This is a genomic window from Beijerinckia indica subsp. indica ATCC 9039 (assembly GCF_000019845.1).
In the GTDB taxonomy this organism is placed as follows: domain Bacteria; phylum Pseudomonadota; class Alphaproteobacteria; order Rhizobiales; family Beijerinckiaceae; genus Beijerinckia; species Beijerinckia indica.
Window position 1 is genome coordinate 3,108,281 of the sequence record NC_010581.1, and the last position, 13,170, is coordinate 3,121,450.

The 13,170-nt window shown below is 57.0% G+C and carries 12 protein-coding genes; 6 read left to right on the plus strand and 6 right to left on the minus strand.

The features are described 5' to 3' along the window. Positions 1 to 4: 4 nt before the first annotated feature. Together BIND_RS13760 and BIND_RS13765 are read right to left on the minus strand one after the other, a co-directional pair. Positions 5 to 2,263, minus strand: a complete 2,259-nt coding sequence (locus BIND_RS13760) for a baseplate megatron protein TIM-barrel domain-containing protein (RefSeq protein ID WP_012385651.1) — start codon at positions 2,261 to 2,263, stop codon at positions 5 to 7. Between the two features lie 507 nt (positions 2,264 to 2,770). Further along, positions 2,771 to 3,013, minus strand: a complete 243-nt coding sequence (locus tag BIND_RS13765; RefSeq protein WP_148210648.1) for an aldehyde dehydrogenase — start codon at positions 3,011 to 3,013, stop codon at positions 2,771 to 2,773. A 303-nt stretch (positions 3,014 to 3,316) separates the two neighbouring features. Between BIND_RS13765 and BIND_RS13770 the strand changes: the two genes are divergently transcribed. The 6 genes from BIND_RS13770 to pgi all read left to right on the plus strand — a co-directional run bounded on the left by BIND_RS13770 (position 3,317) and on the right by pgi (position 10,487). After that, positions 3,317 to 4,648, plus strand: a complete 1,332-nt coding sequence (locus BIND_RS13770) for a DUF763 domain-containing protein (RefSeq protein ID WP_012385653.1) — start codon at positions 3,317 to 3,319, stop codon at positions 4,646 to 4,648. 220 nt (positions 4,649 to 4,868) lie between these two features. Beyond that, on the plus strand, positions 4,869 to 5,117 hold the full coding sequence (locus BIND_RS13775; protein WP_041778845.1) for a Trm112 family protein: 249 nt from the start codon (positions 4,869 to 4,871) through the stop codon (positions 5,115 to 5,117). Between the two features lie 119 nt (positions 5,118 to 5,236). Beyond that, the gene (locus BIND_RS13780) at positions 5,237 to 6,082 is read left to right on the plus strand and encodes an acyl-CoA thioesterase (RefSeq protein WP_012385655.1); all 846 of its coding nucleotides are present in this window, start codon (positions 5,237 to 5,239) and stop codon (positions 6,080 to 6,082) included. Positions 6,083 to 6,648: 566 nt separating this feature from the next. Then, positions 6,649 to 6,987, plus strand: a complete 339-nt coding sequence (locus tag BIND_RS13790; protein WP_012385656.1) for a P-II family nitrogen regulator — start codon at positions 6,649 to 6,651, stop codon at positions 6,985 to 6,987. 270 nt (positions 6,988 to 7,257) lie between these two features. Next, positions 7,258 to 8,688, plus strand: a complete 1,431-nt coding sequence (locus tag BIND_RS13795) for an ammonium transporter (protein WP_148210789.1) — start codon at positions 7,258 to 7,260, stop codon at positions 8,686 to 8,688. A gap of 155 nt (positions 8,689 to 8,843) precedes the next feature. Next, positions 8,844 to 10,487 (plus strand): glucose-6-phosphate isomerase, encoded by a 1,644-nt coding sequence (pgi, locus tag BIND_RS13800; protein WP_012385658.1) that lies wholly within the window; start codon positions 8,844 to 8,846, stop codon positions 10,485 to 10,487. Between the two features lie 97 nt (positions 10,488 to 10,584). Here the strand turns inward: pgi and BIND_RS13805 are convergent, their stop codons facing one another. The 4 genes from BIND_RS13805 to BIND_RS13820 all read right to left on the minus strand — a co-directional run bounded on the left by BIND_RS13805 (position 10,585) and on the right by BIND_RS13820 (position 13,164). Further along, a complete protein-coding gene (locus BIND_RS13805; RefSeq protein WP_012385659.1) occupies positions 10,585 to 11,394 on the minus strand; it encodes a hypothetical protein in 810 nt (269 codons plus the stop codon). Positions 11,395 to 11,554: 160 nt separating this feature from the next. Further along, positions 11,555 to 11,929 carry an HPr family phosphocarrier protein gene (locus BIND_RS13810; protein ID WP_012385660.1) on the minus strand — a complete coding sequence of 125 codons (375 nt, stop codon included), beginning with the start codon at positions 11,927 to 11,929 and terminating at the stop codon, positions 11,555 to 11,557. Further along, a complete protein-coding gene (locus BIND_RS13815; RefSeq protein WP_012385661.1) occupies positions 11,930 to 12,331 on the minus strand; it encodes a PTS sugar transporter subunit IIA in 402 nt (133 codons plus the stop codon). A gap of 374 nt (positions 12,332 to 12,705) precedes the next feature. Further along, positions 12,706 to 13,164, minus strand: coding sequence for a phosphoenolpyruvate carboxykinase (ATP) (locus tag BIND_RS13820; RefSeq protein WP_012385662.1), 459 nt, complete (start codon positions 13,162 to 13,164; stop codon positions 12,706 to 12,708). Positions 13,165 to 13,170: the final 6 nt, after the last annotated feature.

Genomic DNA, 13,170 nt, shown 5'->3' on the forward strand with positions numbered 1-13,170 from the left:
TTTCTCAAGGTCTCACCGTCTGTAATTTCAAGCTTTGCACCGTCCAGAACCGCATCATGAATTCTTCGAAATCCTGAACATCATCGGCGAAACGACAAAGCAGGCTCGGTCCTAAGCCCCATTCGTCCGGCATCGGAAAAGTGAAAAGGCCATGGGTTCCCTGCATGCTGAGATAGAAGCCAGCGAGTGTCTGAAAATCCGCCTCGGCCTCCATTCCCAAATGATCGAAAGTCAGATCGATCTCGAATTGAGCATTTGCGCGCCGCGCCGCACGGCTTTCACGTCCCGACGCGTGTAGGGTGGCCAATGTGTCGAAGAGCGGTTGATAATGGATCGACCAGCCTTGACCTTTCAGTGTCGGAAACACGGGGAAAGAGCCAGAAATCGGCGGCTCGTCCAAAACGGGAGGCATGAGAAAAGGCCCCTTGCCATTGAGCCAATTGCCTGCCCGCCAATTGCTTGCATCACCCCAGAGATCGGCACGGTTCGGAAACACCGGAAACGGCCGCGCATCCCACGACCATATGGAGCAAAAAGTCGGCTCGATCATCGTCAAGCCATTGGGCGATGTCTCGTTATTGCCCTCCTCGAACCAATATTCATGGATCGCTTGGAGAGCGAGCAGCACCAATTCGTCATCTTGCACGGGCCGATAGGCAGCCCCATCCATGGACTCCCAGATCGACCAGTAAGGCGTGAAACTTTCACTCGATTTCGGATCGTAGAACACATTCGGCTGATTGGTGCCGCGATCGCAGGTCGGAAAACCGTATTCGGTAAAAATAATCGATTTCGATTGTTCCCCCCATTGTGTCCTCGGCCCATGCGGCACAAACCCCGCACCATCGCCGGCGTCATAGACAGCCTGATGCGGATTATTCCACCACCAACGCAGATGTTTATTGGCCAACAAGTGCTGATCAGCAAAATAGGGATGACGTGTCTGCGTCAGGCGATCCCCCGCAGGCCGCGAAACTTGCGCGCCCGTCCCGTTTGGGTCGAGGCCACGGCCAAGATTATCGCTATCGTAATAAAACCAGTGATATTTCTCGCCGCCCTCGATATTGGCCTTGAGATAGGCCTTGCTCTTGAGCATCGGTGTTCCCGACAAGCCAAGCGCATTCATCTCATCGGCTGAAGGCGGCCATGTCTGCCCACGTGGGTCACTCCAATGGAGGAGATCGAGGCCACCTGTCCCGCTCGTCCAATCGGACAGGGGCAGATAATTGTCGAAAGCCACGAGATCGATGGCATCATGGTCATAGAGCCGGTCTAGATGCGGCCATTGCCCATTGGAATCAGCATGTTGCACACCCATCCAGACCGACCAATCGGCGGAGTAGGTGATGAGATTGTGTAATCCTGCGCGATCCCGCATCAAACCAGCGCTATCAAAAATGGCGCGCACATCGGATGCAAGTGCCATGAGCCCATCAACGAAGGGATAGTCCCAAACCGCACAGCCATTGCCATCGACGGTCCCGGCCGTGCTCCAATGAGGCCCGCGAATTTGTTCGAGACCGCGCAATTCCGAGCCGATCAGAAACAGATCGACGCCGCCTGCCGAAGCGCAAAGCGATGCATAATGCAAGATCATGCGGCGAAAACTGTAATCAGCCGGCGCACCGGAATAGCCGACAGTCAGATTGTCTGTATCCGGTGTAAACTGATCAACTGTCGCGGAACCGAGAAAGGTTGTCACTGCCGTAGTCGCTTCCTCCGAGCGGTCGGCTGCGAAAGTGATACGCCCTCGCCAGGGAAAGCCTGCGGATGTCATTAAAATAAAGGGATAAAAGACCACGCGTAAACCGCGCGCCTTGAGATCGCGGATCGCGCGGACGATCGATGGATCGGATGGAGTACCGCCATAGACAAAGGAAGAGCCCGAGCGCGGCAGCGGGATCAGGCCGTTCGAAATCTGTGTCAGGCCGGAGCAATACCAGGCATCGGCGTGGCCCGATTCATCCTGAAAAGCTCCGCCGATATAGGTCGTTGATGGATAGATCCGGCAGGACGCGGCATCGACCGAACTGCCAAACCAGGCCACGATCAGCGAGACGGTCGTACACTCAGGAAAAGCCGCCTGAAGCTGGTCGATGGATGTGGAGAAATCCGTCTTGCCTGGGATACCGCCGTGAAACAGATTGAGCGGCGAAAACCCGGCCTCGTCGATGCGCTGGCCGAAACGTGGCAGCGTATCATAACTGAACTCGCCCGTAGCCGGCAGCAGATGCACGCCATTGACATAATTTTGCCGACCCATTCGCAAATCCGCTGTGGCTTGCGCCAGTGAATGATGGATCTGAGAATTCAGGTATTTAGTTGTTTCTTACAAGAGCCGCACCGCGCCACGGAAAGCGCAAAAGACAAGGGATAAGGAAGATGTCTGTATGATTACGCGCCACGTTTCTTCGTCAACGGGCGTGGAAACAAGGCTCGGTGACGGCCTGCCAAGCTGCATGGGTGAATGCAGCATCCGAATCTCTGTTCAGGCCTCGTCCCTCCGGACAAGACGCAGGAGGCGCGCTGAAATAACGCGCGCAATTGCGCGAATTCCGCGAGATGATGAAAGCTGACTACTTTGTTCAGGGGGGACCGCAAGCCGTACCAGCCGCATGTGGATCATAAGGGCTGATAAAAAAATACCATGCGCCGGCAAGCTCCGCGCCCGACGCATGGCAAAAGACCTATTCAATAGAATTGACGACGCTCGCCCGTGACTGACCAAGATCCCTGACCGGACTTTCATCCAGAGCAGGCCATTCTGAACTTATTTGCAGAATTTCTCCTGAAAAGCCGCAACCTTCTCTGGCGTGCTCAGAGCTTTCTTTGGGTTCCACCGGTGCTCTGCGAAGAAATCGCGAACCTCGACGGTGATTTCCTTACCATTCACATAATAGCGCTCGACGCCATCGGGCGTGATGACCGCCGGCCCATCCTTGCGGCTCACCTTATCGTCCTCGAACCAGATTTCGGTATCCGCATAGACATAGTAACCGAGTATCCGACCCATGTCGTCCTGGTTCCCTTCGTCGACTACTCGCTTCTCGGCCACGTCGCACCTCTCGTTTTATCCGCTTACCGTTCCCCAGCATAAGCTGGACCACGGGACGCCTTTCAACCCGGCGTCAAGCACCGTCTTTCGGCATGCTCTTAGAACAGAATTCCTGGCGAGGGAATTACCCAGCTCCGTAAAAGAACGGAGCTTTTCTCGTCCCATTGAAAAACCTTGTTTGGCCAGGCAATGGCCTCTAAGGTCTTTGTTCTATTTTTGTTCGTTGCATGAGACTCTTAAACTCCAGAATGAGGAGGCCCCTTGGCTCGACGGGCTGGCAGCGCCGATCTGCCTCTGCACAACGGCTGGGTTCCCGCATGGCTCGGCGCTCGCATGGCACGCCTCGGCGCGATCATCGCCGAGGCGATCATCCATCATTATGGCCGCGATGAATTTCTGCGCCGTCTCGCGCATCCATTCTGGTTCCAGTCGTTTGGAGCCGTCATGGGCATGGACTGGCATTCTTCGGGAATCACGACCAGCGTCATCGGGGCACTGAAACGCGGGCTCGGCCCTCTTTCGGGAGAACTCGGTCTGCATGTCTGCGGCGGGCGTGGCCGCCATTCGCGCCAAACACCCTTGGAACTGACGACTATTGGCGAGCGCGTCGGCTTCGACGGGCATGCACTCGCCGAAGCCAGCCGGCTCGTCGCCAAAGTCGACAGCGCTGCCGTGCAAGATGGTTTCGATCTCTATCTGCATGGCTTCATCGTCGCCGACGATGGGCATTGGGCCATTGTGCAGCAAGGCATGAATGGCGAGCGGCGGCAGGCGCGGCGCTATCATTGGCTCTCAGAGACGCTCGGTCCATCGGAAAACCTGCAAAATTTCGTCGAGGCGCCGCATCAGGCGATCGATGGGCAAAATCAGGGTGAGATCATCAATCTCACCGATAAAAGAGCGAAAGCCTCGCGGAATGGCCAGCTCGATCTTTTGCGCGATCACGGCCCCGACCGTATCGCGCGCGAGGTTGCGGCCCTCGAAGGCAAGATTGTATCCCCAGACCACTCCGACCAGCTCGTGCTGCCGCATCTCATCATGCCGGCCCATCACGACGTGCGCCCGAAGGATGTAATGATCCGCCGCCTGCATGGGGCGCTCGCAGCCGCCGCGGATTGCGGACCGAAGGATTTTCCAGAACTTCTCCTCGTGCCAGGCGTCGGCGCACGCACCATACGCGCCCTGGCGCTGGTTGCCGAGGTCGTGCACGGCGCACCCTGCCGTTTCACGGATCCGGCGCGATTCTCGATCGCTCATGGAGGCAAGGATCGGCATCCCTATCCTGTGCCGACCAAGGTTTACGACCAAACGATTGAAGTGCTGAAATCGGCGGTCTCCAAGGCCAAGCTCGGCAATGAGGAACGGCTCGAGGCCATCCGCCGTCTCGATGCAGAGGCGCGGCATTTGGAACGCACCGTCGATGGGCCGTCATTCGAAGAGTTCATGAGCGATGAGCGGCAGCATTCGCCTCTATATGGGGGGCGTAGCGTTTTTGGGTGGGAGGCAGGACCGGTTCAAACCGAAATGCGCGAACAGAAGGCCGGTGATACGGCGGCAGCGACCTCTCGGATGAGGCGGTCGAGGGGTCGCTAGCACTTTTGTCACGTGGGTCATGATAGAACCCACCATACATAGAGGGAAATGAACACGCCGCCCGCCACATTGATACAGTCATCAGCGACCGATCTTGCCTCCATCAACGCAAGCCAGTAGATAGGCGGGTAACCGAGCAAATTCAGAGTCCGGGCAGGACTCTCGATTGGGCAAGACGCTGAATGCCTTTTGTCGGTCAACCTTTTCCGTGATGGGGCTCATGCAGACAGGGCAAGACAGGGACCGGCAGGACAAAGACCAACAGCCGGGGCTCGACGATGATGGCGGCGAACCCACCCGCATCGATCCGCGCCTGCTCGAAATCCTGGTTTGTCCTCTCACCAAGACGACCCTCGAATATGACGCCTCGCGCCAGGAACTGATTTCGCGGGCCGCTAAGCTCGCTTATCCCATTCGCGACGGCATTCCCATCATGTTGCCGGAGGAAGCCCGACCGCTCGAAGATTAAGTGCGGGAGAGCGGCATCTTGCCATTTTGTTTACCAAGAAACACAGTTTTCATTCATTTCCACGTGCTCATGGATAAGCCCTGGTTTTCCATCAGCCCGTTCTAGACGGACCGTGACGATTGACTGAACTTTCCAACTGGCTCAACCTCGAGGAAATTGAGCCGGATCGCTTCCTTGGAATAAGCCCACCGACGAGTTGGAATCGGGTCTTTGGCGGTCTCGTGCTTTCCCAGGCCCTGGCGTCCTGCCTGCGAACCGCACCAGGCCGCATCCCGCATTCCCTGCATGCCTATTTCCTCTTGGGAGGCGAAACACTGACGCCTCTCAATTATAGCGTCACACGCTTGCGGGATGGCACCAGTTTCGCCGTCCGGCGTTGCGATTGTTTTCAACACGATCGCCTGATCTTTTCCGCCATGGCGTCGTTTCAAAGCCCTGAGTCGGGGCTGCATCATCAATGCGCCATGCCGCGTGTACCGCCGCCGGCGGCCTTGCCTGATCCCGAAAAACTTCTGGCCCAATATGGGCCTGGTTTCCCTAAGGCGGCACGGCACTGGTTCGCGCCTGACCAAAAAATCGAAATCCGGATCATCGACCCGGAACATTATTTCAATCGCAAGACACGGGACTTCCTGCCCTACATCTGGATGCGCGTCAAACAACGCCTGCCCGACGAGCCCGCGCTCCATTATGCTGCTCTTGCCTATATGTCCGATCTGACCCTGGTCGATACAGCCCTGGCTGCCCATGGCCTTACGCTCTTCGAACCGCAGATCCAGGCGGCCAGTCTCGATCACGCCCTCTGGTTACACCAGCCCCTGCGTGCTGACGAATGGCTGTTGTTTGCGCAAGAAAGCTCCTTCACCGGCCACAGCCGCGGTCTCAGCCGTGGACTGATCTTTTCCGAAAACGGCCAGCTCGTCGCTTCCGTGTCGCAGGAAGGATTGATCCGTCAACGCGCCTGATGGAACGACAGATCCTGGATCCCGCTCTCGCCCGATCGGATCCGCCCGATTGCAGGCAGGCGCGGCCCTTGCTAGGGCTTTGCCAATGGGGATCATCATCGAGCTGAGGCGAATGCTTAGGCTCAAACCTTCGATGGCCAATGATTTCAGCGGCGACGGGCTCGACGGATAATCCCCCTTTTGCGAATATTTCGATATGTTGGTAAATCATGAATCAAAGGGAGCAGCTTGCGCCCGTGTGTCCAGAAACCGAAAGCCAGCCCAAGGCAAAGCATATTGATTCTCTGGTGTTGGATTTGATGCAACGGAGGCGCGACGAGTCTTTTGTGAACGCATCGAATTCATAAGAATGGTAACCACTTTCGGATTTATCCTTTTGTAGATCATCCCGAAAGTTTCCCGCCTTCGGGATAAAGATTATCCATTCAAACAAAATGATAGAGAGTATTTTCTGATACGATTGACACAGAAAATACTCTAAAGCCGCATTGACTTTGCCTATAAGAAGCAAAATCAATCGTGGCTGGAGCCCCGCAAGGCCGCAGAGGCGCAGACAGGTAAGCGACATGAAAATCGTGATGGCGATCATCAAGCCGTTCAAACTGGACGATGTCCGTGATGCATTAACCACCCTGGGCGTCCATGGAATGACGGTCACCGAGGTCAAAGGCTATGGACGGCAGAAAGGCCATACGGAAATCTACCGTGGTGCCGAATATGCCGTCAGCTTCCTGCCCAAATTGAAGGTCGAGGTCGCTGTCGCCTCCGATCTCGTCGACAAGACGATCGAGGCGATTTCGGCCGCGGCCAGGACCGGCCAGATCGGCGATGGCAAGATTTTCGTCACCTCGCTCGAAACCGCGGTGCGGATTCGCACCGGTGAACGCGATCTCGACGCGCTTTAATATTCATCTTTTCATCTGCGCCGGGTGACGGGCCGCTATCCCATGTTTGGTCCGGCATTCGCTTCGCGAACGACTCTTATCGACAAAACCAATCTTTTTGGGACCTGGTGTTTTCGAGCGTCGTGAATAGGAAGACCGAAACCGTATGACTGGCACAGGGGGAATTATGCCATGAACTTCGTTGCGCCTCGTTGGCTCCTGCGTTTCACCGGGGGTGAAGAAGAGCAGGGACGAACATATCCACGAAGAGGCTTGGCCGCGCTGGCTCTGATGTTCGGCTTGTTCATGGCCCAAACGGCTTTCGCCCAGGATGCCGCGCCCGTCCCGAACAAAGGCGATACAGCCTGGATGCTGGTTTCGACTGTTCTGGTCTTGATGATGTCCATCCCAGGCCTCGCGTTGTTTTACGGTGGCTTGGTACGCTCCAAGAACATGCTTTCTATCCTGTCGCAGGTCTTCGCCATTGTGGCGCTTGTCGCAGTGATCTGGGTCCTCTTTGGCTATTCGTTGGCCTTTACCAACGGCGGCACATGGAATGCCTTTATCGGCGGTTTCGACCGTGTCCTTCTCAAGGGCGTCACGCCAGATTCAACGGTGGCGACCTTCTCGAACGGCATCGTCATTCCGGAATTCATCTATATGGCTTTCCAGATGACCTTCGCCTGCATCACGCCGGCGCTGATCATCGGTGGTTTCGCTGAACGCATCAAATTCTCTGCCTTGCTGGTGTTCATCACCCTCTGGGTCATTTTCATCTATTTTCCCATCGCCCACGCTGTCTGGTATTGGGCCGGCCCCGATGAACTCGCTGCCGCCGCCAAGGCCTTGGCCGAGGCGGGAGACAATGCGGCCAAGGCAGCCGCGCAGGCTCATCTCGACGCGACACTCGCCAATGCCGGTTATCTCAACCAGCTCGGCGCGCTCGATTTCGCGGGTGGTACTGTCGTCCATATCAATGCCGGTATTGCCGGTTTCGTTGGCGCCTTAATGCTCGGCAAGCGCTTCGGCTATCCACGCGACATCGAGCCACCGCATTCGCTGACCATGACGATGATCGGCGCCTCTTTGCTGTGGGTCGGCTGGTTCGGCTTCAATGCCGGCTCCGCGCTCGAAGCCAATGGGGCGAGCACACTCGCTTTCGTCAATACATTCGTCGCGACTGCCATGGCCACGCTTGCTTGGGGCGCTGTCGAATGGCTCAAGGAAGGCAAGCCTTCCTTGCTCGGCATGGTTTCTGGCGCCGTCGCGGGCCTTGTCGTGATTACGCCAGCGGCAGGCTTCGCCGGTCCGGGAGGTGCCCTAGTGCTCGGCCTTGTCGGTGGCATCGTGTGTTTCTTCTTCGTCGCCGTCGTCAAGAAAAAGTTCGGTTATGACGATTCCCTCGATGTGTTCGGCGTGCATTGCATTGGCGGCATTATCGGGGCCATCGGCACCGGCATCGTCGTCGCCCCGGCGCTCGGGGGGACTGGCCTTACTGATTACATCAGCAAGCCGGGCTCCGCGGTCGCTGGCGATTATGTGATGGCCACCCAGCTCTTGATCCAGCTCAAGGCTGTCGTCTACACCTTGCTCTGGTCAGGCATCGGCTCGGCGATTCTCTATAAACTCGTCGATCTCCTGATCGGCCTCAGGGTCAGCAAGCAGCAAGAACTGGATGGGCTCGACGTTTCGAGCCATGGCGAACGCGCCTATAATCCATAAAATTACCGCTTCTCCGTCGTGGCGCGGCTCAAGACAGGATGATCTTATCGATCACCTACGCGCGCCACGATTTTTGGTTATAAAAACGCAATGGATTGGCCTCAAAAAGAGAAGTTGCTTTTGGGTCCAAGATCATTTTGCTCGGGAGGTCGCCCATGAACCGGGATGAAGTCGCCAAAACTTTCGCAGCGCTCAAGGCGCATCGCGAGGCGAGCCAGGAAACCATCGCGGATCTTTTCAGGGTCGATCCCAATCGTTTCGAAAATTTCCACATCAAGCTCGATGACGTCTTGTTCGATTATTCGAAACATCGCGTCACAAGGACGACTCTCGACCTGTTATTCGCCCTTGCTCGCGCGGCGGGCGTCGAGGACAGGCGGAGCCAATTGTTCGACGGCGCGGCGGTCAATATCACCGAGCATCGCCCGGCCTTGCACATGGCGCTCCGCAAGCTCGACGGTGCTCCCGTGCTCGCCGAGGGCAAGGATGTCATGCCCGAGGTGCTGGCGGAACGGCAGAAGATTTTCACCTTCGCCGAAGCGATCCGCAAGGGCACGATCAAGGCAGCCAATGGCGAGCGTTTCACCGATATCGTCAATATCGGCATCGGCGGTTCTGATCTCGGCCCGCGCATGGTCGTCACGGCGCTTGCCCCCTTTGTCGCCGACCATCTGACCATGCATTTCGTGTCCAATGTCGATGGGGCCGACCTCGGCGACACTCTGAAGAAATTGCCGCTCGCGACGACCTTGTTCATTGTCTGCTCCAAAACCTTCACGACATTGGAGACGATGACCAATGCGCAGACCGCGCGTGAAGCCGTCGCCGAAAAGCTCGGTGAAGCGGCGGTTGCCGATCATTTCTGCGCCGTTTCCACACAACTCGATAAGATCGCGGCCTTCGGCATTAAATCCGATCGGGTCTTTGGCTTTTGGGATTGGGTTGGCGGCCGTTATTCGGTCTGGTCAGCGATCGGCCTTTCTGTCGTCATCGCCATCGGCGCCGAAAAATTCGAGAAATTCCTGCTCGGCGGTCAGGATATCGACCAGCATTTCCAGACCGCCCCGCTCGAGAGCAATGTGCCCGTGATTATGGCGCTGCTCGAAATCTGGTATCGCGACCTTTGGGATTATGCGACACGGGCGGTCATTCCCTATGACGAGCGCATGCATCGCTTTTCCGCCTATCTGCAACAACTCGAAATGGAATCGAACGGAAAATCGGTTCAGCTTTCAGGGGCACCTGTAACAGAATCGACGTCACCGGTCGTCTGGGGCGAGCCCGGAACCAATGGACAGCATGCCTTTTTCCAGATGCTGCATCAGGGCACGGAAATCGTGCCAATCGATTTTCTTGTCGCGGCCCAACCCTCAGGCGCCGATGCCAAGCATCATCAATTGCTGGTCGCCAATTGCCTGGCGCAAAGCCAGGCTTTGATGCAGGGTCGCAGCCTCGAGGACGTGAAAACACTGCTCACGGCTCAGGGTCTTGACACAGCGGCCGTCAACACATTAGCCCCGCATAAGGTCTTTCCCGGCAACCGCCCTTCCAGCACATTTCTCTACAAACGCCTGTCACCCCGCGTGCTCGGGCAGCTGATCGCCCTTTATGAACACAAGGTTTTTGTCGAGGGCGTGATCTGGAACGTCGATTCCTTCGATCAATGGGGCGTCGAGCTTGGCAAGGAACTCGCCAATAAATTGACCCCAATCATCCGCGATTCCGAAGCCTCGCTCGAAGGGCTGGATGGTTCGACTGCCGGTTTGATCGGCGAGATTCGCAAACATAAAAAGGGATGAGAATGTGACGCCTGTACCATCGGCGTAAGAACGGCCGATGGTACGAGTTTGCATCATCGTATAAATATGAAGTGTGCCCGCTCTCAGGCGTGGACGTCTATGCTGATTTGACTTTGCGCGAAGCCCGGCGTCGAAGCGATTTTCGCTCCGGCTGGTGCGCCGTCAGCCATTCGAGCGCGCCAGGCGTTGCAACCCAACCCGCGCGGAAATCCTCGGCATAATGGACTGCCTCGCTGTCTTCTCCGGAACTATAGAAGGGCGGCAGGCTTCTGGGCAGTTTACGTTCGCCAGACAGATAGGCCAAGACATGAGGATTGCCTGCCATGGCCTTGGCAAGTAATCGGCGGCTCTCCTCGGTGTCCCCTTCCCCACGAAAATTCGCCAGGACCGTCGTCCATGTCCAATTGGCCATGTCGTCGTCGGAATATCGGGCTAGCAGGGTGCGAAGATCAGCATCGCGCTCTTCCTCGATCAGCCAGGAGGCGAGGATGTAGCGAACGCCCTGATTATCATCGGGGTTGAGGTCCAACATGGCGCGCAAATGGTCGATGGCTTCATCACGAGCGCCCCTCGCCCATTGGACGCAGGCCAAGCCGAGACGGGCCCGCATATAAGGCCGTGTCTCCAGGAATCCCCAGAAACCACCCACAAATCCGTCAAAATCGGCGCCAAGCGCAGCCTTGCCGGCATCGACGCCACGCTGCCACAAATCGAGTTCTTCCTCGGACCCCGTCGTCGCATGTTCGGCAAGGAGAACATAGGCATCCGCGCACAAGGGACTAATCGTGAGCGCCTTTTTGGCAAGGGCAACGCATCGCTTGCTGGTGGCCGAATCCCACGCCTCGAAGACCAGATCCTGGGCCTCGTCCAAAGCTTCTTGAGCATCCCTTGCCGGTCTGTGTGCCACTTGGCGCGCCTCACTTTCTGCATGAACGATCAATGGAAGTGATCGTTCATACCCTTTCGAACTTTCGCTAGCCTTTTGAGAAACACGGAAGTTCGAGACGGGAGACCAGGAACCCCTTGCAATGCCCTTGGCATCATGCGCTCCGAAGGGAGCGAGCGCTTCATTCCTCCTCGCCGAACCGGTTGGCGATCAAGGCTTCAATAGCATCAAGCACTTCCTCGGCCTCCGCACCGGCTGCGCTGACGGTAATCGTCATGCCCTGCGCGGCTCCGAGCGTCAAAATCCCCATGATCGACGTGCCACCCACGCGGTCGCCACAGCGCCCAACGGTGACCTCAGCATTATAGCCGTCGATACATTGTACGAGTTTAGCGGTGGCGCGGGCATGCAGACCCTTACGATTTAGAATCGTCAAAGTCCGGGCGAGCGCCCCTTCCGGGATAATGCATTCTGGGCAGCATTCGACGTCCTCGCCGATCAGCGCGGCCGTTTCCCCAGCGTTTCCATCGTTTTCGTTCTGCCAGTCGCGTGCCATTTATTTTCCGCTCAAGACCCGACTTGCCACATAAATATATTTACGGCCGGCATCTTGCGCCTGGATCACGGCCTGTTCAAGAGTACAAACGTCTCGGACGGAAGCAAGTTTGATCAACATGGGCAGGTTAATGCCCGCGACGACTTCGACATGCGATCCATTCATGATCGAGATCGCCAGATTCGAAGGCGTTCCTCCGAACATATCGGTCAGGACGACGACGCCATCCCCCGAATCGACCCGTGAGACGGCCTGCACGATATCCTTGCGTCGCTCCTCGATATCGTCGTCGGGCCCGATGGAGATAGTCGCCACCTGATTTTGCGGACCCACCACATGTTCGAGCGCGGCTCTGAACTCCGTCGCAAGGTGACCATGCGTCACGAGGACCATGCCGATCATCGGAAACTATCCTCTCCTACCGGCGCCATGCCAACGGGCATGGCCCTTCGACCGGGTGAAGGCAGCGGTCTTGAGCATGGCAAATAATCCATGGTTCATGAAAGGGGGTCGAAAGCCAGCCACGGCTACGGCTTGACGACAAGGATATGGGAAAATCCAATGCGACGGCCATTTCCTATCCAGCGTCCCATGGAAGGGAGGTAGCGCCATGCTCAAAAGCCATCTCTCAAAAGTCGTCAAGGCAACTTTTGAATTCTTCCCGCGTTTTGCCCCCTTGGGCAAGCTTCGTGAAGGATCCGACCTCCAATCTTTATGACCAATAATATGATATTGAAAGAGAGGAATTTCCGCTCAGACCCGCTCTCAAGGTCATCTCATAGAAAACCCATCCGCCGAAAATCGCTCCAAAGACCGGCGGCCCTCTCATGCGGCGGCAAGCCCGGCTCCAAACGGAGTAGAGGCAGAGGAATACCCGCCAGGATTGTCTCTTCCTCAAGCCTATCCGGCAGACGCGAAAGCGCATGGTCCTCGATCGACACCACGCAGCGGGCCACGGCCGCGTCGAGAAAGGGAAGTGTGAGAATGCCACGCCCGCGCCGCTCGATCTGCCCAGCAATCGCGACATGAGGTCGCAGGATCACGCGATTTCCATAGGTTTCGACGTGAATGCGGTCATCGCCAATGAGGCGAGCGAAATAGAAGCGCTCCTCGGCAAGCGCCAGCAACGCCAGGGCGAGCGCGCTCTTGCCCGCTCCCGAGACGCCACGGATCAGAAGGCCGGTCTCACCAATGACCAGAGCCGTCGCATGCACAAAGGACGCTTCGCCAACCACGCCACC

What these genes read in the sequence shown, in the direction of transcription:
- BIND_RS13760 (WP_012385651.1), bottom strand. Translation starts at nt 2,263, where the DNA reads ATGGGTCGGCAAAATTATGTCAATGGCGTGCATCTGCTGCCGGCTACG.
- BIND_RS13765 (WP_148210648.1), bottom strand. Translation starts at nt 3,013, where the DNA reads ATGGGTCGGATACTCGGTTACTATGTCTATGCGGATACCGAAATCTGG.
- BIND_RS13775 (WP_041778845.1), top strand. Translation starts at nt 4,869, where the DNA reads ATGCAGACAGGGCAAGACAGGGACCGGCAGGACAAAGACCAACAGCCG.
- BIND_RS13790 (WP_012385656.1), top strand. Translation starts at nt 6,649, where the DNA reads ATGAAAATCGTGATGGCGATCATCAAGCCGTTCAAACTGGACGATGTC.
- BIND_RS13795 (WP_148210789.1), top strand. Translation starts at nt 7,258, where the DNA reads ATGTTCGGCTTGTTCATGGCCCAAACGGCTTTCGCCCAGGATGCCGCG.
- pgi (WP_012385658.1), top strand. Translation starts at nt 8,844, where the DNA reads ATGAACCGGGATGAAGTCGCCAAAACTTTCGCAGCGCTCAAGGCGCAT.
- BIND_RS13810 (WP_012385660.1), bottom strand. Translation starts at nt 11,929, where the DNA reads ATGGCACGCGACTGGCAGAACGAAAACGATGGAAACGCTGGGGAAACG.
- BIND_RS13815 (WP_012385661.1), bottom strand. Translation starts at nt 12,331, where the DNA reads ATGATCGGCATGGTCCTCGTGACGCATGGTCACCTTGCGACGGAGTTC.